20 protein-coding genes are annotated in these 21,669 nt (G+C 64.6%); 7 read left to right on the forward strand and 13 right to left on the reverse strand.

From position 1 onward, the window contains the following. Nucleotides 1–18: 18 nt before the first annotated feature. The 4 genes from DCM80_RS06980 to rfaD form a co-directional block, all read right to left on the reverse strand. Complete coding sequence (locus DCM80_RS06980) at nt 19–1,932, reverse strand: nucleoside-diphosphate sugar epimerase/dehydratase (protein WP_028137550.1); 1,914 nt, start codon at nt 1,930–1,932, stop codon at nt 19–21. Nucleotides 1,933–2,016: 84 nt separating this feature from the next. After that, on the reverse strand, nt 2,017–3,303 hold the full coding sequence (locus DCM80_RS06985; protein WP_257196315.1) for an O-antigen ligase: 1,287 nt from the start codon (nt 3,301–3,303) through the stop codon (nt 2,017–2,019). Beyond that, a complete protein-coding gene (gene rfaE1 / locus DCM80_RS06990; protein WP_257196316.1) occupies nt 3,300–4,784 on the reverse strand; it encodes a D-glycero-beta-D-manno-heptose-7-phosphate kinase in 1,485 nt (494 codons plus the stop codon). Before rfaE1 ends, DCM80_RS06985 begins: the two co-directional genes overlap by 4 nt. Nucleotides 4,785–4,796: 12 nt before the next feature. Further along, entirely contained in the window at nt 4,797–5,777 is a 981-nt protein-coding gene (gene rfaD / locus DCM80_RS06995; protein ID WP_257196317.1) for an ADP-glyceromanno-heptose 6-epimerase, read from the reverse strand. A gap of 155 nt (nt 5,778–5,932) precedes the next feature. Between rfaD and waaF the strand changes: the two genes are divergently transcribed. Continuing rightward, nucleotides 5,933–7,003, forward strand: a complete 1,071-nt coding sequence (gene waaF / locus DCM80_RS07000; protein WP_257196318.1) for a lipopolysaccharide heptosyltransferase II — start codon at nt 5,933–5,935, stop codon at nt 7,001–7,003. A gap of 21 nt (nt 7,004–7,024) precedes the next feature. On the opposite strand, the gene DCM80_RS07005 is transcribed toward waaF, so the two are convergent. The 3 genes from DCM80_RS07005 to DCM80_RS07015 all read right to left on the reverse strand — a co-directional run bounded on the left by DCM80_RS07005 (nt 7,025) and on the right by DCM80_RS07015 (nt 8,924). After that, nucleotides 7,025–7,408, reverse strand: coding sequence for a type II toxin-antitoxin system HigA family antitoxin (locus tag DCM80_RS07005; protein WP_306594639.1), 384 nt, complete (start codon nt 7,406–7,408; stop codon nt 7,025–7,027). Then, nucleotides 7,408–7,704: a type II toxin-antitoxin system HigB family toxin gene (locus DCM80_RS07010; protein ID WP_257197887.1), complete on the reverse strand. Its 297-nt coding sequence runs from the start codon at nt 7,702–7,704 to the stop codon at nt 7,408–7,410. The genes DCM80_RS07005 and DCM80_RS07010 overlap by 1 nt, the downstream gene beginning before the upstream one ends. 182 nt (nt 7,705–7,886) lie before the next feature. Further along, a complete protein-coding gene (locus DCM80_RS07015) occupies nt 7,887–8,924 on the reverse strand; it encodes a glycosyltransferase family 4 protein (RefSeq protein ID WP_257196319.1) in 1,038 nt (345 codons plus the stop codon). A gap of 126 nt (nt 8,925–9,050) precedes the next feature. Here DCM80_RS07015 and galE point away from each other — a divergent pair, with 126 nt between their 5' ends. The 4 genes from galE (at nt 9,051) to DCM80_RS07035 (ending at nt 13,608) form a co-directional block, all read left to right on the forward strand. Continuing rightward, nucleotides 9,051–10,064 (forward strand): UDP-glucose 4-epimerase GalE, encoded by a 1,014-nt coding sequence (galE, locus tag DCM80_RS07020; RefSeq protein WP_257196320.1) that lies wholly within the window; start codon nt 9,051–9,053, stop codon nt 10,062–10,064. A 117-nt stretch (nt 10,065–10,181) separates the two neighbouring features. Next, complete coding sequence (locus DCM80_RS07025) at nt 10,182–11,987, forward strand: ABC transporter ATP-binding protein (protein WP_257196321.1); 1,806 nt, start codon at nt 10,182–10,184, stop codon at nt 11,985–11,987. A gap of 35 nt (nt 11,988–12,022) precedes the next feature. Further along, nucleotides 12,023–12,724 carry a fumarylacetoacetate hydrolase family protein gene (locus DCM80_RS07030; RefSeq protein WP_257196322.1) on the forward strand — a complete coding sequence of 234 codons (702 nt, stop codon included), beginning with the start codon at nt 12,023–12,025 and terminating at the stop codon, nt 12,722–12,724. A 341-nt stretch (nt 12,725–13,065) separates the two neighbouring features. Beyond that, nucleotides 13,066–13,608 (forward strand): Spy/CpxP family protein refolding chaperone, encoded by a 543-nt coding sequence (locus DCM80_RS07035; RefSeq protein WP_257196323.1) that lies wholly within the window; start codon nt 13,066–13,068, stop codon nt 13,606–13,608. 109 nt (nt 13,609–13,717) lie between these two features. On the opposite strand, the gene DCM80_RS07040 is transcribed toward DCM80_RS07035, so the two are convergent. The 3 genes from DCM80_RS07040 to DCM80_RS07050 all read right to left on the reverse strand — a co-directional run bounded on the left by DCM80_RS07040 (nt 13,718) and on the right by DCM80_RS07050 (nt 16,006). Beyond that, entirely contained in the window at nt 13,718–14,647 is a 930-nt protein-coding gene (locus DCM80_RS07040) for an aspartyl/asparaginyl beta-hydroxylase domain-containing protein (RefSeq protein ID WP_257196324.1), read from the reverse strand. Nucleotides 14,648–14,782: 135 nt separating this feature from the next. Beyond that, nucleotides 14,783–14,938 carry a hypothetical protein gene (locus DCM80_RS07045; protein ID WP_007612486.1) on the reverse strand — a complete coding sequence of 52 codons (156 nt, stop codon included), beginning with the start codon at nt 14,936–14,938 and terminating at the stop codon, nt 14,783–14,785. A 144-nt stretch (nt 14,939–15,082) separates the two neighbouring features. After that, nucleotides 15,083–16,006 carry a LysR family transcriptional regulator gene (locus DCM80_RS07050; RefSeq protein ID WP_257196325.1) on the reverse strand — a complete coding sequence of 308 codons (924 nt, stop codon included), beginning with the start codon at nt 16,004–16,006 and terminating at the stop codon, nt 15,083–15,085. 215 nt (nt 16,007–16,221) lie between these two features. Between DCM80_RS07050 and DCM80_RS07055 the strand changes: the two genes are divergently transcribed. Continuing rightward, nucleotides 16,222–16,932, forward strand: coding sequence for an SDR family NAD(P)-dependent oxidoreductase (locus tag DCM80_RS07055; RefSeq protein ID WP_257196326.1), 711 nt, complete (start codon nt 16,222–16,224; stop codon nt 16,930–16,932). A 16-nt stretch (nt 16,933–16,948) separates the two neighbouring features. Further along, nucleotides 16,949–17,185 (forward strand): 4-oxalocrotonate tautomerase family protein, encoded by a 237-nt coding sequence (locus DCM80_RS07060; RefSeq protein ID WP_257196328.1) that lies wholly within the window; start codon nt 16,949–16,951, stop codon nt 17,183–17,185. 97 nt (nt 17,186–17,282) lie between these two features. Here the strand turns inward: DCM80_RS07060 and DCM80_RS07065 are convergent, their stop codons facing one another. The 3 genes from DCM80_RS07065 to metK all read right to left on the reverse strand — a co-directional run bounded on the left by DCM80_RS07065 (nt 17,283) and on the right by metK (nt 21,642). Then, on the reverse strand, nt 17,283–18,743 hold the full coding sequence (locus DCM80_RS07065) for an NAD(P)/FAD-dependent oxidoreductase (protein WP_257196329.1): 1,461 nt from the start codon (nt 18,741–18,743) through the stop codon (nt 17,283–17,285). Between the two features lie 158 nt (nt 18,744–18,901). Then, a complete protein-coding gene (gene ahcY / locus DCM80_RS07070; RefSeq protein ID WP_257175599.1) occupies nt 18,902–20,323 on the reverse strand; it encodes an adenosylhomocysteinase in 1,422 nt (473 codons plus the stop codon). 122 nt (nt 20,324–20,445) lie between these two features. Beyond that, nucleotides 20,446–21,642: a methionine adenosyltransferase gene (metK, locus tag DCM80_RS07075; protein WP_028137567.1), complete on the reverse strand. Its 1,197-nt coding sequence runs from the start codon at nt 21,640–21,642 to the stop codon at nt 20,446–20,448. Between the last annotated feature and the right edge of the window lie 27 nt (nt 21,643–21,669).

Raw genomic sequence — 21,669 nt, forward strand, 5'->3', positions numbered from 1 at the left:
CCCCATCGACCGGCATGGTCAGGCCGCCGTCGACCCGAATTCCGGCACCGCATCCTTCAGGATGGTCCTGATGGTGGCGCGGTCCTCGCGCGCGACGGCCTGCTCCAGCGCGCTGATCCATTTGCGCAACGTCTGCATCGGCGGCTGGTTCGGCTGTGCGGCCATGATGCCGGCAATCCCGATCTCGCGGGTCGGCTCCTCGGAGGCGAAAAGGATCTCATACAGGCGTTCGCCCGGCCGCATGCCCGTGTACACGATCTCGATGTCGTAGCCGGGCTGCAGTCCGGAGAGGCGGATCATGCGCTCGGCGAGATCGACGATCTTCACCGGCTGGCCCATGTTGAGCACGTAGACCGAGACATCGGCACGCTGCGCGCCGAGCGCGTGCGTGGCCGCGGTGATGACGAGATCGCAGGCCTCGCGGATGGTCATGAAGTAGCGGACCATGTCGGGATGCGTCACCGTGACAGGGCCGCCGGCTTCGATTTGGGCCTTGAACTTCGGCACCACCGAGCCGTTCGACGCCAGCACGTTGCCGAACCGGACCGAGATCAACCGCATCGGCGACCTGGCGCCGCCGCTGGCTGCAGCGAGATCGCGATCGAGCGCCTGGCAGTACATCTCGGCGAAGCGCTTGGTGAGGCCGAGCATCGACACCGGCTCGATCGCCTTGTCGGTTGAGATCATCACCATGGCTTCGGCGCCGGCGTTGTGCGCGGCGTCGGCGACATTGATCGAGCCGAAGATATTGGTCTTGACGCCCTCGCTCCAGTCGCGCTCGAGGATCGGCACGTGCTTGAGCGCGGCAGCATGGAACACGATATCCGGCCTGAACTCGGCCATCAGGCGCACGATGCGCTCGCGATCGCGAATGTCGGCGATCCGTCCTTCGATCTCGGCTGCCACACCCCGCGCGGCGAGCCGTTCCGTGATCGCGTAGAGCGCCGGCTCGGAGTTTTCGACGATCAGGAGCCGCGCGGCGCCGAAGGCGACGACGCGCTCGCAGATCTCGGAACCGATCGAGCCGCCGCCGCCGGTGACGATCACCGCCTTGCCGTTGATCAGGGCTTCCAGGCGGGCATAGTCAATCGCCTCGCTCGGCCGCAGCAGGAGATCTTCGACCGCGACGGGGGTGAGCCGCGGCGTATCGCCGCTCTCGAGCGAGGGCATGCGGCTGACGATCACACCCAACTTGCGCGCCCGCATCAGGACCGATTCCGGATGCGCCTCCGGCTCGAACGCCGACGGCGTCATCACGAGGCGGGCAATCGGCTTGTTGCGTTTGGCGAAGTCCGCAATGATGTCCTCGACATCGTCGATGCCGCCCAGCACCGGCAGGTTGCGGATGATTTGGCCCCGGTCCGAAAACGACGGCGACAAGACGCCGACCGGCCAGATCCGCTTGATCGCCCCGCTCTCGATGCCGCGCAGCAGCACCTCCGCGTCCGCGGCGCGGCCGATCAGCAGCGTCGGCGCGGCATCACCGCCTCTCGCATGGCGCCGCACCCGCGTATAGCGGAAATAGCGATAGGTCATGCGCAACGCGCTGAGGAAAGCGATCTCCAGGAACCAGTAGAGGACGATCGTCGCCTTGCCGAGGAAGAAGGCGCCGCGAACGTTGGGCGCAACGAAGATGTAGTCGAGCACGAGCAGGGCAACCGTCAGCACGGTCGCCGCGCGAATGATGTTCAGCGCGTCGGGCAGCGAGATGAAGCGCCATTTCGTCGTGGTCAGGTTCAAGACGAAGAACACGACGACGCTGAAGGCTAGAAAATAGGGCAGGATCTGGAACAGCAGCGGCAAACGCTCGTAGAAGCCGTCGCCACCCTCGAATCGCACGTAAAAGGCGGCAAAAAGCGCCGCCGTCGTCGCCAGCACATCGTGCAGCGCGATCAGGAAATTGCGCGAGGTGAGATGCGATAAACGCGTCATCCGCCGACCGATGAAAATCCAGTTAGATGCAACCTTTCCGCGCTGATAGCCCATCTGAACCAGACTTGCCAGCCGCGCGGCCGCTCAGGAACCGGCTTCCCCCATCTTCGCCTGGCCCCGTTGTGCCCGGATCACCATGCCGCCGGCGACGCCGACGCCGATGACGTACATCCAGCCCTCATGGAAGTCGAACAGATGGGAGTTGAACAGCGAGGTGAAGACGTTCTGCACCACCACCAGCAGCCCGATCCAGTTGGCAAGCCCGTCGCCGCGAAACAACAGCAGATGCAGGATCCAGATCGCATAGAGAATGAGGATGCCGATCGCGCCCCATTGCACGGCAACGTTGAGCGTCTGGTTGTGGGGATTGCCGATCACCTCGGCCGAGGCCCGGTTCTGACCGGCGGGCGCCGCGGCGCGTTCGAACAATCCGCGCGTCGAGCCGGTGCCGTGCCCCATGATCGGCGCCTCCGCCAAGAAGCTCAGCGACTTCCGCCAGAATTCGAGCCGCAGGCCCATCGAGGTCGCCTCGCCCCTTTCCACATAGCCCGCGTAGTCGTCGGTAAATCTCTCGGCGGTATGGCGCAATTGCGGAGAGGCCTGCCAGGCCAGAACGGCGCCGGCGAGCAGAGCGGCGGAGATGATCGCGATGCTGCGCCATTTGAGGTGCAGCAGCGCGAACACGCCGAACATGATCGGGATGGTGACGAGCGCGGTACGCGACACCACCACGAAGGTCATGTTGACGAAGAAGCTCAGCGCCAGCGCCGTCAGCAGTCCGGCGAGCCAGTAGCGCTTCTCGCGCAGCAACGTCACGATCGGATAGGCCAGCGCGACCGCGCAAAGCGCGAATTCCTGGCTCTGGTCGATGTAGTTCTTGACGAAGATGCCACGCTCGGGCGGACCGCCCTTGAGCGCGAGGTTCGGATAGAAGGCGACCAGCCAGGACATCACCGACAACAACGCGCAGGACACCAGAAAGGCGATGAATATCCAGTGGCCGCGGGGCGAGCGCTCGAAATGATAGAGCAGCAACGGCAGCACGAGCAGCTTCACGGTCGGATTGACCGCATAGAATCGCGCACCCCAGGTCGCGTCCGACCAGAGTGTTCCCACCAGCGCCAGCAGCACCAGCGCGATCGGCGCCGCACAGATCGGACGCTTCAAGAACTCCAGCAACGCGCGGACGTCGAGGAATGGCACCATGCAGACCAGCATCAGCGCGTTGAAGATTCCCGCAAGCGAGGTCGACCAGGGCAGCGAGGCCGCGGTCAGGACCGCGAATATATCGACCGTCTCGCGCCAGGCGGCCGGGCTGCGCAGACGGCGAAGCAACCTTTCGCCGGTCGTCTCGCGTGCGAGCACCGTCACTTGCCCCCTCCCCGAGCGCGATGCACCAGTGCCGTCGTGCTGAAGCCCTGGAGGATGTCGACCAGCACGACCGCCCCGCCCGCTTGCTCGACGATCTCGTGGCCCACCACCTGCTCGCGGGTGTAGTCGCCGCCCTTCACCAGCACGCCGGGCTTGATCCGCCTGATCAGGTCGATCGGCGTGTCTTCCTCGAAGATGACGATGAGATCGACGGCCTCCAGCGCGGCCAGCACCTCGGCTCGCGCGCGCTCGTCCTGGACCGGCCGCTCCGCGCCCTTGAGCCGCCGCACCGAGGCGTCGCTGTTGAGGCCCACGATCAGGCGGTCGCAGGCGGCGCGCGCCGCGGTCAGCACCTTGACGTGGCCCGGATGCAGGATGTCGAAACAGCCATTGGTGAAGCCGACGCGCTGGCCCTGCCTCTTCCACTCGGCGAGTTGGGCGTCGAGCGCATCAGGATCGAGCACGATCTTTTCCTCGGCCGCGAGACTGGCATGCGGCAGGATCTTGCGGCGCAGCTCGGCCGCGCTCACGCTGGCGGTGCCCTGCTTGCCGACCGCGACGGCGGCCGCGGCGTTGGCCATACGCAATGCCGTGTCCCAGTCCGCGCCGGCCGCAAGCGACACCGCGAGGGCGGCGGCGACGGTGTCACCGGCACCGGAGACGTCGCGCACCTTCACCGGGAACGCCGGAACGTGAACGGCCTCGCCGCCACGCGGCACCAGCGTCATGCCGCGCTCGCCCTGAGTGACCAGGATCGCCTCGCAATCGGCGAGCCGCATCACGTCCTCGCTGGCATCGACGATGCTCTGCGGCGTGTCGGCGCGGCTGCGCGTCGCTTCGGAAAACTCCTTGCGGTTGGGCGTAAGCAGCGTGGCGCCGCGATAGATCGCCCAGTTCAGGCTCTTGGGATCGACGATTACGGGCTTGCCGAGCTTTCGCGCGGCGTCGATCGTGTGGCGAATGACGCGCGCCGTCAGTACGCCCTTGGCGTAGTCCGAAAGCAGCACGAGGTCGGCGCGCGCGATTCCCGGCAGGATCGCCTCGATCAGCTTGGTCTCGACCTCATCGGATACCGGCGCCGCCTGCTCCCAATCCGCGCGCAGCATGTGCGTGGAAAAATGTTCGGAGACGAATCGGACCTTTCGCGTGGTCGGGCGCGACGGATCGCGCACCAGCACGCTTTCGATCGCAGCGAGCTCGTCCAGTGCCGTCTTGAGCCGTGCACCGGCATCGTCCTCGCCGACGAGGCCGACGAAGATGCAGCGTGCGCCGAGCGAGGCGACGTTGCGCGCGACGTTGCCGGCGCCGCCGATATGGATCTCGCTGCGCTGCGCTGTGATGACAGGCGTCGGCGCTTCCGGCGAAATCCGCGAGACCTCGCCATAGACGAACTCGTCCAGCATGATATCGCCGATGCACAGCACCGTGCGGCTTGAGATGGCTTGCGCGAGAGCGTCGAAATCGAGAATGGGCGTCGGCATGGTCAGGGAGCCTCAGCGGAAGCGGTCGGGCCGGTCGAGGTAATCCCCGACAAAGGCCTTCACCGCGTCCTCGAGCGTCGTGAAGCCGCCGTTATAGCCGGCGCAGCGGAGCCGATCGACCTCGCTCTGGGTGAAGTACTGGTAGGCCGAACGGATCTGCTCGGGCATGTCGATATATTCGATATTGGGCTTGGTGCCGAGCGCCGCATAGGCAGCCAGCATCAGGTCCCTGAAGCTGCGCGCCTTGCCAGTTCCGACGTTGAACAGTCCGGACACCGACGGCGTCGCCAGGAGCCACATGATTACGCGCACGACGTCATCGACATAGATGAAATCGCGGCGCTGATCGCCGTCTTCGATGCCCTCGCGATGCGATTTGAACAATTGCACGACGCGGCCGGCCTTGACGTCGTCGAAGCGGCGCGCCAGCACGCTCATCATCGAGCCCTTGTGGTATTCGTTGGGGCCGAACACGTTGAAGAATTTCAGGCCGACACATTGCGGCGGCAGTGGCTCACCATTGGCCAAGCGCCCGGCGACCGCAAGATCGAACATGTGCTTGCTCCAGCCGTAGAGATTCATCGGCCGAAGCTTCTTCAATGCGGGGATCGCAGCGTCGTCGTCGAAACCGCTTTCGCCGTTGCCATAAGTCGCTGCCGAGGAGGCGTAGATGAAGGGCACCACGCTTGCTGTGCACCAGTCGAGAAGGCGCATCGACAGACGAAAATTGGTCTCGAACACGAGGTCGCCGTCGGTCGCCGTGGTCGCGGAAATCGCCCCGAGATGGATCACGCCATCGAGCTTGCGGCCTTTCAGCCAGTCCATCAATTCCGCCGGCGGAACGATATCCGCAAGCTGGCGCTTGGCGAGGTTCCGCCACTTGCCATCGGTGCCAAGCAGATCGCAAACCACGACGTCGCTGCGGCCCGCGTCATTGAGGGCGGCCACGACATTCGACCCGATAAAACCGGCCCCGCCGGTCACCAGCAACATTCCGAAATCCCTGCCCGATTTTTCTGCGATCCGGTCCTGCCGTAGCGCATGAGCCGCTAAAGTGTAAGCGGTTTTGGGATTGAGCGGTTTGCCGGCTTTACCTGCCGGCTGGGAGCGGCTACCGAACCGCCAAATCATTGCGGCCCGTTCAACGAATGAACCAAAATTCACAGCTTAGTGGAGATCCAGACCGGAGCGATACCCGCCCGATTCTGATCATTCCCTACATGTGGATCGGCGATTTCGTCCGGAATCACACCGTCGTCCGGGTCCTGAAGGAGCGCTGGCCCAACCGGCCGGTCGATCTCCTCACCACGTCGCTGTGCGCTCCTTTGGTCGATTACATGCCCGGCGTGCGCGAGGGTATCGTCTGGGACCTGCCGCGCGGCCGGCTTGCCGTGGGCCGTCAGTTGGCCTTGGCGAAGCTGCTGCGCGAGCGAGACTACGGCACGGCCCTGGTGCTGCCGCGCACCTGGAAGGCTGCCATCGCGCCCGCTTTGGCCGGTATTCCTGAAAGAGTCGGCTTCGTCGGCGAGTTCCGATTCGGCCTGATCAACCGCTGGCGCTGGGGCGAAAAGAAACTGCCCCGCTTCATCGACAAGAACGCCGCCCTGGCCCAGCCTGACGGCGCCCCCCTACCCCCGGAATGGCCGGTGCCGCAATTGCGGGTCCCGGCGGAGGACATCGTCCGCTGGCGGCAGGCCAACGGCCTCGGCCTAGGGGCCGCGGTGGCGCTCGCTCCCGGCTCCGTGGGCGTCTCAAAGCGCTGGACGTACTATCCCGAGGCCGCCCGCCTGCTGGCCGGGCGCGGGCTCGAAGTCTGGGTGGTCGGCGGCCCCGCCGAGAAGGGCCTCGCTCAGGAGATCGTCGCAGCAGGCGGCCCCGGCGTGCGTGACCTCACCGGCAACGATTTGCGCAGCGGCGTGCTGGCCATGGCCGCCGCCGGCGTCGCCATCTCCAACGATTCCGGCCTGATGCACATCGCGGCCGCCCTGGGCACGCCCACCATGGGCATCTTCGGCCCGACCAGCCCCTATCTCTGGGCCCCCCTCAACGGCCTCGCCGCGACCGTGGTGCAGGACAAGGAGGTGCTGTCCTGCCAGCCCTGCCAGAGCACGATCTGCAAGATGAACGACCACAGGTGCATGCGGAATATCGCGGCGAGCGAGGTGGCGGCGATGGCGCAGCGGGTGCTGAGCGAGGCCGGGACGAAGGCGACGACGTGAGCCGGGCGGTCGCCGATCAGATCATGCTTGCGCGCGCGTTAGCTCATATGGAGCTGTCAGAACAGCAATTGGAATGCTCCATTCCTTGCTGATGGTCCGGATCATGTCCAGCGTCAGTGGACGGACGCGATTCAAAATTTCGGATGCCCGATTGCGTCCGATCAGAGCCGCCAATTCTGACTGCGAACGCCCCATGGATTCAATTGCAAAATGGAGAATGTCGATTGGATCGCCATGAGTGGTCGCGAAGTGATTGTCCTCGTACTCCTTGATGAGTGAAGACAAGACTTCGAATCGATCACCGTCAGACGTGCCGGGAGCGGGCTCGGCCTCGAAATAGCGGGATACTTCGCCGATAGCCCAATCGTAATCCTGTTCGTTGCGAAGCGGCCTTACGTCCATCATCACACGGTCTCCGCGTCTATTCCGTCGTACTCTGCGTGCGTGCCGACAAACTTGATGAGAGCTGTTTTGAACTTGTAGGAGAAGTGAACCACAAGGCGATACTTGTTGCCGCCTATGTCGAAGATGGCTCTGTTGTCGCCAACAAAGTCGATATTGTTTCCAAACGCTCTCTTCAGGTCTGCAGGGCCACTCCAGTCACCCTTGGAAACGATTTCGTACCAGGTCCCCAAGGGGGTCTCCGCTTGGGGGTATCGCTCCCAAAAGACCTTGAGCGCCTTTCGAGCTATTACGTTCATAGCCATATCATGTTCCCAATTCGGGATCAATGCAAAATTCCCATAATGGGAACATAGTCGTAGCGCGGACGCAAATCCGCGCAGCCTTACGCTGGCCGCCAAGCCCTTGATTTCGCTACCCTCGCCTACTGTGCATGGGGTTGTTTTCGCGATTTTTTGTTTGCCGGCGCGACCGCGGAGTTTCAGAGCAGCGACCGATAGACTTCGCCGATCCGCGCCGCTTCGGCATCGAGGCTGAACTTTGCCAGCACCCGCGCCCGCCCCCGCTCGCCCATCGCCGTCGCAAGCGTCACATCGCGCATCAACGGCTCGAGCGCCGCGGCCAGCGCGTCGGCATCTCCGGCCGGGATCAGCACGCCGCTTACACCATCCTCGACCACTAGCTCGGCCGCGCCGGCGCGCGCGGCAACCAGCGCGCTGCCCGCCGCCATCGCCTCGATCAGCGTGAGGCCAAAACCCTCGTTGCGTGAGGTGAAGGCGTAGATGGTCAGGCGCTGGTACCAGCGCTGCACCGCCTCGATCGGCAGCTCGCCGGTGATGACGATGCGCGATTGCAGCCCGGCGGCCTCGATCCGCTTGTTCAGATCGTTGGCAAAGGGCGTCTGCTCGGCCGTGACCTGTCCGACGATGATCGCGGTGAAATCCGGATAGCGCGGTAACAGGCCGCACATCGCATCGACGAAGAGGTCGGTGCCCTTCTGCGCACGCACGCGGCCGAAGCAGCCGATGGCGTAGCGGCCCGGCAGACCGCTTTCAGCGAAAGCAGCGGCGCGATCGGTCGGCGGCGCGTAAACGTCGGTGTCGACGCCGTGCGGGATCACCGTCGCCTTCACCTTCAGGAACGAGGCGGAGATGTCGCTCGTCGCGATGATCGCGTCCATGCGCCGGATCAGCCAGCGCGTGATCCAGCTATGATGCCGCTGCGCCGCCGAGGTGAACACGAGCCTCAAGGGCCAGCCGAGCGCGCGCAGCACGACGCCGGCGATCATCTCGTTGTTGCGCCGCGCATGCCAGATCAGCGGAGCCTTGCGGCGCCATAGCTTGAGAAAATCAGCAGCGCCGAGCCGCGCGATCCCGGCCGGCGCGTCGGAGCCGAACCAGGCGGCGCGATACAGCTTCGCCAGCCGCGGCGCCACCATCCGGTTGGTCGCGGTGACCCCGGAATAGCGCCTGTGCAGATTTGGCACGATCACTTCGAGATCGCCGGGGGAATTGGCCACATCACGCTCCGTTTGACCGGCCCCCTATACGCAACATTAAGCATAGTGACCAGTTCGGCCGCGCCGATACCCCCTCTTCACCACGCAGACGTTAGCTTGCAGCGTTGATCGAAGACGGGTGAGATCATGACTGTGCTAGTCACCGGCGGCGCCGGCTATATCGGAAGTCACACGGTGCTCGCGCTGGCGGAAGCCGGCGAGGACGTCGTGGTGATCGACGATCTCTCTACCGGTTTCTCCGCCTATCTGCCTGAGGGCGTGCCGCTGTTCATCGGCGATGCCGGCGACGAGAACCTGCTCGAAGGCGTGATCGCCCAGCACGACATCGAAAGCATCATCCATTTCGCCGGCTCGGTCGTCGTGCCGGATTCGATGCGCGATCCGCTCGGCTATTACCGCAACAACTTCACGACCGCGCGCAATCTGCTGAACGTCGCGGTCAAGCGCGGCATCAATCGCTTCATCTTCTCTTCGACCGCCGCCGTCTATGGCAATCCGGACCAGGTCCCGGTGCCCGAGCACGCGCCGACGCGGCCGCTGTCGCCCTACGGCTCGTCGAAGCTGATGACCGAGATCATGCTGCACGACGTCGCCGCCGCCTACGGCATGCAATACGTGACCTTGCGCTATTTCAACGTCGCCGGCGCCGATCCGCAGGCCCGCATCGGCCTTGCCACCGTCGGCGCCACGCATCTGCTCAAGATCGCGGTGGAAGCTGCGACCGGCCAGCGCGCCAAGATCGACGTGTTCGGCACCGACTATCCGACCCCCGACGGCAGTTGCATTCGCGACTTCATCCACGTCACGGACCTCTCGCAGGCGCATCGTTCGGCCCTTGCCTATTTGCGCAACGGCGGCGCCTCGACGACGCTGAATTGCGGCTATGGCCGCGGCTATTCGGTGCTGGAGACCATCGACGCCGTGCGCCGCGTCTCGGGCCGCAGCTTTGCCGTGCAATACGCGCCGCGCCGGCCGGGCGACATCATGACCATGGTCGCCGACACCAGCCGCATCCGCGGACTGCTGGACTGGAAGCCGCAATACGAGGACCTCGAGACCATCGCGGCCCACGCGCTGGCATGGGAGGACAAGCTGTTCCACGAGCGTCATGGCGAGCTTCGCCACGCCGCCTCGGCCTAGAATCATCCCAAGCGCAAGCCCTTAATTGGGCTTGAAAAACGGTAGCTGAGCGGGCACAGAGGCCCATCGATCCCTGACGCGCGGGCAGGCTTGTCCTGCGCCGTCAATGGACCCCGGATGGCCCAGTTTCCAAAGAAGATCACCGACGATCCCTATGCGGCAATGGCCCTGGTGCGCCGCCTGGTCACGGAACAGGGGATCGTCTACTGGCGGCGCTACCTCGTCGCTTTCGCGCTGATGGCGGTGGCCGCGGCAGCGACGGCGTGTGCGACCTACGTGCTCGGCCAGGTCATCAACCAGGCCTATGTCGACAAGAACATCCCGGGCATTGCGATGTTCTCGGGGCTCACGGTGATCCTGCTCTTCATCAAGGGCGTGGCCACCTACGGCCACATGGTGATCCTGACCAAGATCTCGAACGCGATCCTCGCCACCAACCAGCGCCAGCTGTTCGCAAAATTGATGCGCGAGAGCGTCGGCTTCTTCTCCGAGCGCCATTCCTCCGAATTCCTGGCGCGGCTCACGGCCGGCGCCAAGTCGATCACCGACGTGCTCAACATGCTGGTCAACGCCATCGGGCGCGACCTCTTGATGCTGCTCGCCATGATCGGCGTGATGGTGTGGCAGGATCCGCTGATGTCGTTCATCGGCCTCGTCGCGGTGCCGCCGGCGATGCTGGTCCTGCGCAAGCTGGTGAAGCGCATCAAAGGCCTCGCCTACAACCAGTTCACCGGCACCGCCGACATCATGGAGACGATGCAGGAATCGCTGCAGGGCATCCGCACGGTCAAGGCGTTCACGCTGGAAGAGACCATGCAGAAGCGCATCGACGAGAACATCGCGATCGTCGAGCGCAACGCCAACAAGATGGCGCGCGTCGCCAACCGCTCCAATCCGCTGATGGAGATGCTCGGCGGCTTCGCGGTCGCCGGCTGCCTGATGTACGGCGGCTACAGCGTGGTCGCGCTCAACGCCACGCCCGGCGCGTTCTTCTCCTTCATGACCGCGTTCCTGATGGCCACCGAGCCGGCCAAGCGGCTGGCGCGGCTCAACATCGATCTGAACAGCCAGCTCGTCGGCGCCCGCATGCTGCTCGAAGTGGTCGACAGCCCGGCCAGCGAACGCTCCGACGACGACAAGCCCGCGTTGAAGCTCACCGACGCGCGGATCGAACTGCGTGACGTCAGCTTCGCTTACCGCACCGGCGAGACCGTGCTCAACCGCATGAGCTTCGTCGCCGAGCCCGGCAAGGTCACCGCGCTGGTCGGCCCCTCCGGCGGCGGCAAGTCGACCGTGCTGGCGCTGCTGCTGCGCTTCCATGAGGTGACGCAAGGCGACATCGTGATCGACGGCCAGTCGATCGGCGCGGTCTCGCGCAAATCCCTGCGCTCGCAGACCGCCTATGTCGGCCAGGACGTCTACCTGTTCCGCGACACCATCCGGAGCAACATCGCCTTCGGCAAGCCGGGCGCGAGCGAGGACGAGATCATCGAGGCGGCGAAGGCGGCCTGCGCGCATGATTTCATCATGGGCTTCCCGCTCGGCTACGATACGCCGGTCGGCGAGCACGGCACGCAGCTGTCCGGCGGCCAGCGCCAGCGCATCGCGGTGGCGCGCGCGCTGATCAAGAACGCGCCGATCATTCTCCTGGACGAGGCCACCGCGGCGCTCGATTCGGAGTCCGAGCGGCAGGTGCAGGAGGCGATCGAGCATCTGTGCCGAAACCGCACCACCATCGTGATCGCCCACCGTCTCCACACCATCATGCACGCGGATGCGATCCTCGTGGTCGAGGGCGGCGAGATCGTCGAGCAGGGCCGGCACGACGAACTGCTCCGCCGCGGTGGCCGTTACGCCTCGTTCTTCCGCCTGCAACACCACCACGATTCCGGCGCGCTGGCGCCGATCAGCGCAACCGCATAGAGTTCGTTCCACCTCAAGAGCAGCGAGACCGCTTCATGAACGCCGCCTCCTACGTCATCCCGCTTCCGCCCCAGGCTTCGCTTCCCGTCGTCGGGGAAAGCGGCCGTTATCCGGTTCGCCGCATCTGGTGCGTCGGCCGCAATTATCTCGAGCACATCCGCGAGATGGGCAATGACGAGCGCGCCCCGCCGTTCTTCTTCGCCAAGCACGCCGACATGCTGGTGCCGGACGGCGCCACCATTCCCTATCCGCCGCTGACCAAGGACCTCCATCACGAGGTCGAGCTGGTCGTGGCGATGAAGAGCGGCGGCCTCAACATCCCCGCCGACAAGGCGCTCGATCACGTCTACGGCTACGCCGTCGGCATCGATCTCACCCGCCGCGACCTCCAGATCGCCTCGCGCAAGAAGGAGCGGCCCTGGGAGATCGGCAAGTCGTTCGACGGCTCCGCTCCTTGCTCGGCGATTCAGCCGGCCTCCAAGATCGGCCATCCCGCCAAAGGCAAGATCTGGCTCACGGTCAACGGCAAGGAAGCCCAGAAGGGCGACCTCACCGAGCTGATCTGGAACGTGCCCGAGATCATCTGGCAGCTCTCGCAGCAGGTGAAGCTCGCCGCCGGCGACATCATCATGACGGGCACCCCGGCCGGCGTGTCGCAGCTCCAGCCCGGCGACAAGCTCGAATGCGGCGTCGACGGTGTCGGCACGCTGAAGGTCAGCATCGGCCAGCCGGAATAGGCGCGAACGTAGGGCGGATTAACGAAGCGTAATCCGCCACCTTCGCGCGGCAATCGGTGACGTCGATCGTTGCTCGACCGTACGGCGGATTACGCTTCGTTGATCCGCCCTACAACACCTATCACGCCCGCACCGGCCGATTGGCAGGGCTTGCCTGCGGGACGCCGCAAGGAGGCCATCACCTGCTCCACATTCGGCAATTTGATCGCGGCAATGTTTGTTGCCATGGGCCGGACGATCCAGCAAGATTTCAGGCCCGAGATCACTCGATCGCGCTAGGGTAATGTCGCAGCCGGGTCCGTTGCTTCGCATGGCCGGTCCGACTTGATGGAGCCAGATTCATGAACCGCCTCCTTCTGCTTGCCGCCTCTCTCCTCCTCACCGCCAGCGCGGCGGGCGCCCAGTCCAGCCACCCTTATGCCGGCATGGAAAGGCGCCCGATCAAGGCGCTGTCACAGCAGCAGATCGACGACCTTCGCGCCGGACGCGGTATGGGCCTGGCTCTTGCTGCGGAGCTCAATGGATATCCCGGTCCCAGCCACGTGCTCGAGCTCGGCGACAGCCTCGACTTGACAGCCGATCAACGCGTCGAGGTCCGGCGACTGTTCGATGCCATGAAACAGGAAACCGTTCCGCTGGGTCACAAGCTCGTCGAGCAAGAGCGAGCGCTGGAAGACCTTTTCTCGTCCCGTGCGGTCACGTCGGAAGCGCTCAAGACGAGCATCGGGGCCATTGCCGAAACCCAGGGGCAACTCCGCGAGAGCCATCTCAAATATCATCTGTCGACCGCCGCCTTGCTCAATCAGAGCCAGATGCAGCGATATGCAGAGTTACGAGGCTACCAGCGTCCCGGCGGCTCCGCAGGGCACCAGCACCGCCACTAGACGAAGCCGACCGAGAGCGGACGATCGTGGCAGGACGGACGAGAGCAATCCGCAGATCGGCACGACGCAAGGGCGAACCAAGCTTCGCCGATCCGCCCCACGCGTCGCTTCAATTCAACGCCGAATACACGATGAGACCCAGAATCAGCGCCGCCAGCGCGTATTTCAGCGTGTAGTAGACGTTGCGGTTCCACTCCTTGACCTTGCGGCTGGCGAGATGAACCTCATAGAGCTTGCCGAACACCTTGTTGAGCACGCCGACATTCTCGCCGTCGACGTTCTGGGTCGCCGACGCCTTGACGATGTGATGGCTGACCCAGCGGTTGATTGCGGTCATGAAGCCGAACTTCATCGGGCGCTCGACGTCGCAGAACAGAATGATGCGGTTGACGTCGGTCGCATTCTCGGCGCTGTGAATGAAGGTCTCGTCGAACATGAAGGCTTCGCCGTCGCGCCAGACGCATTCGACGCCGTCGACCAGGATGCGGCACTTGGCCGAGTTCGGCGTGACCAGGCCGAGGTGATAGCGCAGCGAGCCAGCGAAGGGATCTCGGTGCGCGCCCAGCCTGCCACCCGGCGGCAGCATCGCGAACATCGCGCCGTGCACGCTCGGGATCGACTTCAGCAGCTCAACCGTCTTCGGGCACAGCGTGTTCGCCGAGGGCAGGAAGTCGTCATACCATTTCAGGTAAAACCGTTTCCAGCCGCTCTTGAAGAACGAGTAGAAACCCCAGTCATTGTTCTTGGCTGCCGCGCGGATGAAACCTTCGTCGAACAGGCGCACGGCTTCGTCGCGGATGGTCTCCCAATTCTCGCTCAGCGGCTTCAGCTCGGGAAACCGCTCGACCGGGATCACCGGCTTGTTCGGCACCGCCGAGCCCGCATACATCAGCACATTGTAGGGTGCCAGATAGGTCGAGTGATCGCCGAGCTGGCGCGCAAAGCGCAGCCGCTGCTTGCCGCGGAAGTGAACGTAAATCGTCGAGGCCGCCAGCACATAGAGAATGACAAGTTGCGGCGCAAAAAGCTGTTTCAACATCTCCCCGTTCCCCAGTGAACTCAGCCGGGGACGTCATCTACTCCGGCCGAACGTGTGCGACAAGATACTCGCCGCTGGGTTGTGTTCACACTGGGGAGAGCAGACGGGGGGACCTGGTGGCGGTCAGCGACCCCATCACGCCCGGGACAGCGCCTGGAGACCCTTGAAGGTCAGGCGCTTGGGGTCGGTGACGCCGGCCAGATAGAGACGGCGGATGAAGGCGATGACGGCATCGCGGTCGCAATCGGTCAGCGCGACGACGGCATCGACGGCGATTCTCTGGGCTTCCATTGGGCTCACCTCGGCCTTGCGAGTAACCCCGGCCGAGACAGGCTAGGATTGATCCGTAAATTCGGCGTTAACCGTTCGGGAACATGGCCCGATTCAGCGAGGCGGCCGTATACGCAAAACAACGCATTGCCAAGCGCCGGCTGCTCAGCGCGCCTTGATGCTCTTCCTTAGCTGCGCAAAGTGCTTCTTCAGCCGGGGCACGGCAAAATCGGTGAAGGCGCGCACCTTCGGCACAGCGAGCCGGCCCTGCGGGCAGATCAGGTGGGCCGGCATTTCAGGATCCGCATCACCAGCCAGTACAATCTCGAGCTCGCCGCGGGCGACCTGCTCGGCTACCTGGTACGAATACATCCGCGCAACGCCGCGCCCGGCGACCGTGGAGGCGACCGCCGCATAGGTGCTGTTGACGACAAGCCGAGGTGTGAACTGAATCGTGCGCGGCACTGACGCGCCGGCCTGCGGCGCAAAGGTCCAGGAATTGGGCAGGTGCGCCATCGCCACGATCTGGTGCTTGGCGAGATCGCCGGGCTCGTTGATGTGTGGATGCTGCTTGAGATAGCGCGGTGCTGCCACGACGATGCGGCTGATCTCGCCGACCCGCATCGCGATCATCGCTGAATCCGCGAGCGGCCCGATGCGAAGCGCGATATCGATGCCCTCTTCGATCAGGTTGACCGCCCGGTCGAACAACAGCAGCTTGGCCGACACGGTCGGATAAGCATCGAGGAACGCATCGAGGATCGGCCGCAAGACCATTTCTCCCGAGACCACGGGAGCCGTGATCGTGAGCAGGCCGCGCGGCGCCGTGCGCGGTCCAGCCGCGATGCCATCGGCTTCCTCGAGTTCGGCGAGCACACGGCGGCAGATCGCGGCATAGCGTTCCCCCTCCTCGCTCAGCTTGATCGCGCGAGTCGTCCGGTGCAGCAGTACGGCGCCGACGCGTTCTTCCAAAAACGCGATGGCCCGGCTCACCGCAGCCGGCGATCGGCCGAGCTTGCGCCCGGCGCCAGCCAAGCTGCCCTCGTCCACGGCCAGGACGAACACTTTCATCGCATCCAGACGATCCATTCCCTTCCCGTCCCCCCCTGAGCTTCCGCTCGCAGGCTAGGCGCTCGCCGTAAGCTCGACAACCACCGCCGGGGCGGCCGCCCCCGCATTCGTTCGCGCGGCGAAAGAGTGTCTGCCGGACAGCGGATATTCGCGACCGGCCCGTCGCAGCGTACCTCAGGACGCAAGCCGGCCGCTGCCGGCACAGGTCTCGAAGCTAACAACAGGAGCCCATCATGGGTATCGAGCAGAAGGTCGTCATCGTCACCGGCGCATCGCAGGGCATCGGCGCCGCCCTGGTCCGGGGTTTTCGCGATCGCAATTACCGCGTCGTCGCCACGGCTCGCTCCATCAAGCCGTCGGGTGACGATGACATCCTCGCCGTGCCCGGCGACATCGCCGATCGGGCCACTGCCGAGCGTGTGGTCTCTCAGGCCCTCGCCCGCTTCGGCCGTGTCGACACGCTGGTCAACAATGCCGGCATCTTCGTCGCAAAGCCGTTCACCCAGTACACGGCCGAAGACTATGCAGCGGTGATGGGCACCAACGTCGCGGGCTTTTTCAACATTACCCAGCTCGCCATGGCCGAGATGGAGCGGCAGGGCTCCGGCCACGTGGTACAGATCACGACCACGCTGGCGGATCAGGCCAATTCGAACGTGCCCTCGGTGCTGGCCTCGCTGAGCAAGGGCGGGCTGAACGCCGCGACCAGATCGCTCGCGATCGAATACGCCAAGCGCGGCATCCGGGTGAACGCGGTGTCGCCCGGCATCATCAAATCGCCGATGCACCCGGTCGCGACGCATGCGCAGCTCAGCGCGCTGCACCCGGTCGGTCACATGGGCGAGATGTCCGACATCGTCGATGCGGTGCTCTATCTCGAGGGGGCCTCCTTCGTCACCGGCGAGATCCTGCACGTCGACGGCGGGCAGAGCGCCGGACATTAAGACGAGGAGACGCACGATGCCCATCGTCACCATTCAAGTGACCCGCGAGGGAACGACGCCGGGAGCGGCTTCGCTCTCGGAGGTGGAGAAGGCCGCACTGATCGAGGGTTCAAGCCAGCTCCTGCTCGACGTGCTCGGCAAGCCGCTGGAGTCCACCTTCGTGGTGATCGAAGAAGTCGACACCGCCAATTGGGGCTGGGGCGGGCTGCCCGTGCAGGAATTCCGACGTCGGCGCGCTGCCCAGCCGGGATGATCGGCCGGTCATGCGCGCAAGGGGGGCGCCGTGACCGACGCAGACACGAAGCAGTCCGTCACGCCCCGGCCGAAACCGCATTGCGGAGGAGGCGCCGTCAGGAATAACGCATCACGCCGTCGTCGATCCGTCCGAAGCGCAGGGAGACGATGTCGAGCGCGTAATTCTGGTACAGCCGCCACGGCCGCTTCGAGCCCTGCTTCGGCATCTTGGCCACCGAGCGCTGCACATAGCCCGAGGTGAAATCCAGCGACGGCTGCGCCGTGATGGTCGAGTCATCGTTGTGCGGCACGCATTGACGGAAATTGTGCCGGTCCATGTAGTTGATGAGACGGCAGACATATTCGCAGGTGAGATCGCATTTCAGCGTCCAGGACGCGTTGGTGTAGCCGAAGGCCGAGGCCATGTTGGGCACGTCGGCATACATCATGCCCTTGTAGGTCAAGGTCTTGGCAAAATCGACGGCGCGGCCGTCGACACTGACCTCGAGGCCGCCGACGACCTGGAGCACCAATCCGGTCGCCGTCACGATGATGTCGGCGGCAAGCTCGCTTCCGTCCTTCAGGCGGATGCCGTCACGCGTGAACGTGTCGATCTCGTTGGTCACGACGCTGGCGCGCTGCTCGCGGATCGCCTTGAAGAGGTCGCCGTCCGGCACCAGGCACAGCCGCTGGTCCCAGGGATTGTAGCGCGGGGTGAAATGGGTTGCGACGTCGTAGTCGGGGCCGAGCGCCATTCGCACGCCCTTGAGAATGAGGTCCTTGACCTTCGCGGGCTTGCGCCGGCTGAGCTGGAAGAAGAACATCCCCCACATCACGTTGCGCCAGCGGATCAAATGATAGGCCAGCCGCGCCGGGAGGTTACGGCGCAATTTGTTGGCGAGGGGATCCTGCGCCGGCCGCGATACCACATAGGTCGGCGAGCGCTGCAGCATGGTGACCTGCGCCGCCTTCTTGGCGAGCTCCGGCACCAGCGTGACAGCGGTCGCGCCCGAGCCGATCACGACGACGCGTTTTCCCGCATAGTCGATGTCCTCGGTCCATTTCTGCGGATGCACGATGCGGCCGGCGAAATCCGCAGCGCCCTTGAACTCCGGCGTGTAGCCCGCCTCGTATTTGTAATAGCCCGAGCACATGAAGAGGAAATTGCAGGTGAAGCGGACCAGCTCGCTCGTGTCCTCGCCCGTGATGCGCTCGGCCTCGACGGTCCAGCGTGCCTCGCTGGTCGACCAGGAAGCGCGCTTGACGCGATGGCGGAAGCGGATGTGCTTGTCGATGCCGTTCTCGCCGGCCGTCTCGCGCACATAGTTTAGGATCTGCGGCCCGTCGGCGATCGCCTTCGGGTCGGTCCACGGCTTGAACGAATAGCCGAGCGTGAACATGTCGCTGTCGGAGCGGATGCCGGGATAGCGGAACAGGTCCCAGGTGCCGCCGATGCAGTCGCGCCCCTCCAGGATGACGTAGCTCTTGGTCGGACACCTGGTCTGCAAATGATAGCCCGCGCCGATGCCTGATAGCCCGGCACCGACGATCAGGACGTCGAAATGTTCTTGTTGCATGGTTTTCTCCGCCGGGGAGGATTGTCCGCCCGCCGCTGCTGGCCGTCAATTGGCAATCGGGCGCGCAGCAACCGTAAAGCGAGTTGAATTCCACGTCCCGAAACAACGAAGCCCCGGATTGCTCCGGGGCTTCTTGCGTTCCTGACGGACGACGCGTCTCAGTAGCGGTAGTGATCGCTCTTGTACGGGCCTTCCTGCTTCACGCCGATGTAGTCGGCCTGGTCCTTGCGCAGCTCGGTGAGCTTGACGCCGATCTTGGCGAGGTGCAGGCGGGCGACCTTCTCGTCGAGCGTCTTCGGCAGCACGTAGACCTTCTTCTCGTACTTGCCGTCCTTGTTGTTGGCGAACAGCTCGATCTGCGCCAGCGTCTGGTTGGTGAAGGACGCCGACATCACGAAGGACGGGTGGCCCATCGCGTTGCCGAGGTTCACGAGACGGCCCTCCGACAGCATGATGATGCGGTGCTTGTCGGGGAACTCGATCTCGTCGACCTGCGGCTTGATGTTGGTCCACTTCAGGTTACGGAGCGCCGCGATCTGGATCTCGTTGTCGAAGTGACCGATGTTGCAGACGATGGCGCGATCCTTCATCGCGCGCATGTGCTCGATGGTGATGATGTCCTTGTTGCCGGTGGCGGTGACGAAGATGTCGGCGCGGGGCGCGGCGTCTTCCATGGTCACGACCTCGTAGCCTTCCATCGCCGCCTGCAGCGCGCAGATCGGATCGACTTCCGACACCATGACGCGGCAGCCGGCCTGGCGCAGCGAGGCGGCCGAGCCCTTGCCGACGTCGCCGAAGCCGGCGACCATCGCGACCTTGCCCGACAGCATCACGTCGGTGCCGCGGCGGATGCCGTCGACCAGCGATTCACGGCAGCCATAGAGGTTGTCGAACTTCGACTTGGTGACGCTGTCGTTGACGTTGATGGCCGGCCACAGCAGCGTGCCTGCCTTCTGCATGTCGTAGAGACGATGCACGCCCGTCGTGGTCTCCTCGGACACGCCTTTGATGCTCTTGGCGATCCCGGCGAAGTAACCCTTCGGCTTCTCCTTGAGCTGCTTCTTCAGAAGCGCGAAGAAGACTTCCTCTTCCTCGGAGCCGGGCTTGTCGAGGAAGGCGGCGTCGCCGTTCTCGGCGCGCAGGCCGAGATGGACGTACATGGTGGCGTCGCCGCCGTCGTCGAGGATCATGTTCGGATGACCGCCGCCGTGCCAGTCGAACAGCTTCGCGGTGTAGTCCCAGTACTCGGCCAGCGTCTCGCCCTTGACGGCGAAGACGGGAATGCCGGCGGCCGCGATCGCGGCGGCGGCGTGATCCTGCGTCGAATAGATGTTGCAGGAGACCCAGCGGATGTCGGCGCCGAGCGCGGCCAGCGTCTCGATCAGTACGCCGGTCTGGATCGTCATGTGCAGCGAGCCGGCGATGCGGGCGCCCTTCAGCGGCTGCTTCGGGCCGTACTCCTCGCGGGTGGCCATCAGGCCGGGCATCTCGGTCTCGGCCAGCGAGAGCTCCTTGCGGCCGAAATCGGCGAGCGAAATGTCCTTGACGATGTAATCGGTGAAGCCGGGCTTCGCGTTCATAGGAGGTTCCTGTTTGTTTGGCTCGTCATTCCAGGGCGCTGTGACGCGAGCGAACCTGGAATCCGGAAGTGCGAGATTCCGGGTTCGCCGCGGTTGCGGCGCCCCGGAATGACGAAAGTGACTTAGAGCGCCCGCTTGAGCTGCTCGACGAGGTCGGTCTTCTCCCAGGAGAAGCCGCCCTCGTTGTCCGGCGTGCGGCCGAAATGGCCGTAGGCCGAGGTGCGCGCGTAGATCGGACGGTTGAGGTCGAGATGGGTGCGGATGCCGCGGGGCGTCAGATCCATCGCCTGCGCCGCTGCCTTCTCGAGCTGCTCCTCCGGCACCTTACCGGTGCCATGGGTGTCGATGTAGATCGACAGCGGGCGCGCCACGCCGATGGCGTAGGCGAGCTGCAGCGTGCAGCGGTCGGCCAGGCCGGCGGCAACGATGTTCTTGGCGACGTAGCGGGCGGCATAAGCTGCCGAACGGTCGACCTTGGTCGGATCCTTGCCGGAGAACGCACCGCCGCCATGCGGGGCTGCGCCACCATAGGTGTCGACGATGATCTTGCGGCCGGTCAGGCCGGAATCACCATCCGGGCCGCCGATGTAGAACTTGCCGGTGGGGTTGATGTGCCAGATCGTCTTCGGCGTGATCCAGTCCTTCGGCAACGCCTCGCGCACATAGGGCTCGACGATCTCGCGGACCTGGTTCGAGGTGAGGTCCGGAACCAGATGCTGGTGCGAGACCACGATCTCGCGCACGGCGACCGGCTTGCCGTTCTCGTACTGCACGGTGACCTGGCTCTTGGAGTCGGGTCCGAGCACCTTCTCCTTGCCGGAGTGGCGGGCTTCGGAGATCAGACGGAGGATCTTGTGGGCGTAGAAGATCGGCGCCGGCATCAGATCGGGCGTCTCGTTGGTGGCGTAACCGAACATGATGCCCTGGTCGCCTGCGCCCTCTTCCTTGACCTCGCCCGGCTGCAGCGCATCGACGCCCTGGGCGATGTCGGCCGACTGCGGATGCAGCAGGATCTCGATGTCGCAGGTCTTCCAGTGGAAGCCTTCCTGCTCGTAGCCAATGTCCTTGATCGCGCCGCGGACGACGCCCTCGATCTGCTCGTTGGTCACCGACTTGGGACCGCGGGTCTCGCCCGCAATCACCACCTTGTTGGTGGTGGCGAGCGTTTCGCAGGCGGCGCGGATCTGCCAGGGGTCGATGCCGGCCTTCGGCCCTTCGCGGTAGAACAGATCGACGATCTCGTCGGAAATGCGGTCGCAGACCTTGTCCGGATGACCCTCGGACACGGACTCGCTGGTGAAGAGATAGGACGCGCGCATCAGTAACCCCTTGTTCCGCCGCTAAGC

This window comes from Bradyrhizobium sp. WBOS08, from assembly GCF_024585125.1.
In the GTDB taxonomy this organism is placed as follows: Bacteria; Pseudomonadota; Alphaproteobacteria; order Rhizobiales; family Xanthobacteraceae; genus Bradyrhizobium; species Bradyrhizobium japonicum_B.

Bases quoted from the DNA above. Each gene is read 5' to 3' on its own strand.
- DCM80_RS07005 (WP_306594639.1), bottom strand. From the start codon at position 7,408: ATGATGGACGTAAGGCCGCTTCGCAACGAACAGGATTACGATTGGGCT.
- rfaE1 (WP_257196316.1), bottom strand. From the start codon at position 4,784: ATGCCGACGCCCATTCTCGATTTCGACGCTCTCGCGCAAGCCATCTCA.
- galE (WP_257196320.1), top strand. From the start codon at position 9,051: ATGACTGTGCTAGTCACCGGCGGCGCCGGCTATATCGGAAGTCACACG.
- DCM80_RS07010 (WP_257197887.1), bottom strand. From the start codon at position 7,704: ATGAACGTAATAGCTCGAAAGGCGCTCAAGGTCTTTTGGGAGCGATAC.
- DCM80_RS07050 (WP_257196325.1), bottom strand. From the start codon at position 16,006: ATGGATCGTCTGGATGCGATGAAAGTGTTCGTCCTGGCCGTGGACGAG.
- DCM80_RS07025 (WP_257196321.1), top strand. From the start codon at position 10,182: ATGGCCCAGTTTCCAAAGAAGATCACCGACGATCCCTATGCGGCAATG.
- waaF (WP_257196318.1), top strand. From the start codon at position 5,933: ATGAACCAAAATTCACAGCTTAGTGGAGATCCAGACCGGAGCGATACC.
- rfaD (WP_257196317.1), bottom strand. From the start codon at position 5,777: ATGTTGCTGGTGACCGGCGGGGCCGGTTTTATCGGGTCGAATGTCGTG.
- DCM80_RS07060 (WP_257196328.1), top strand. From the start codon at position 16,949: ATGCCCATCGTCACCATTCAAGTGACCCGCGAGGGAACGACGCCGGGA.
- DCM80_RS07040 (WP_257196324.1), bottom strand. From the start codon at position 14,647: ATGTTGAAACAGCTTTTTGCGCCGCAACTTGTCATTCTCTATGTGCTG.
- DCM80_RS07055 (WP_257196326.1), top strand. From the start codon at position 16,222: ATGGGTATCGAGCAGAAGGTCGTCATCGTCACCGGCGCATCGCAGGGC.
- DCM80_RS07030 (WP_257196322.1), top strand. From the start codon at position 12,023: ATGAACGCCGCCTCCTACGTCATCCCGCTTCCGCCCCAGGCTTCGCTT.
- DCM80_RS06980 (WP_028137550.1), bottom strand. From the start codon at position 1,932: ATGACGCGTTTATCGCATCTCACCTCGCGCAATTTCCTGATCGCGCTG.
- DCM80_RS07045 (WP_007612486.1), bottom strand. From the start codon at position 14,938: ATGGAAGCCCAGAGAATCGCCGTCGATGCCGTCGTCGCGCTGACCGAT.
- DCM80_RS07065 (WP_257196329.1), bottom strand. From the start codon at position 18,743: ATGCAACAAGAACATTTCGACGTCCTGATCGTCGGTGCCGGGCTATCA.
- metK (WP_028137567.1), bottom strand. From the start codon at position 21,642: ATGCGCGCGTCCTATCTCTTCACCAGCGAGTCCGTGTCCGAGGGTCAT.
- DCM80_RS07035 (WP_257196323.1), top strand. From the start codon at position 13,066: ATGAACCGCCTCCTTCTGCTTGCCGCCTCTCTCCTCCTCACCGCCAGC.
- ahcY (WP_257175599.1), bottom strand. From the start codon at position 20,323: ATGAACGCGAAGCCCGGCTTCACCGATTACATCGTCAAGGACATTTCG.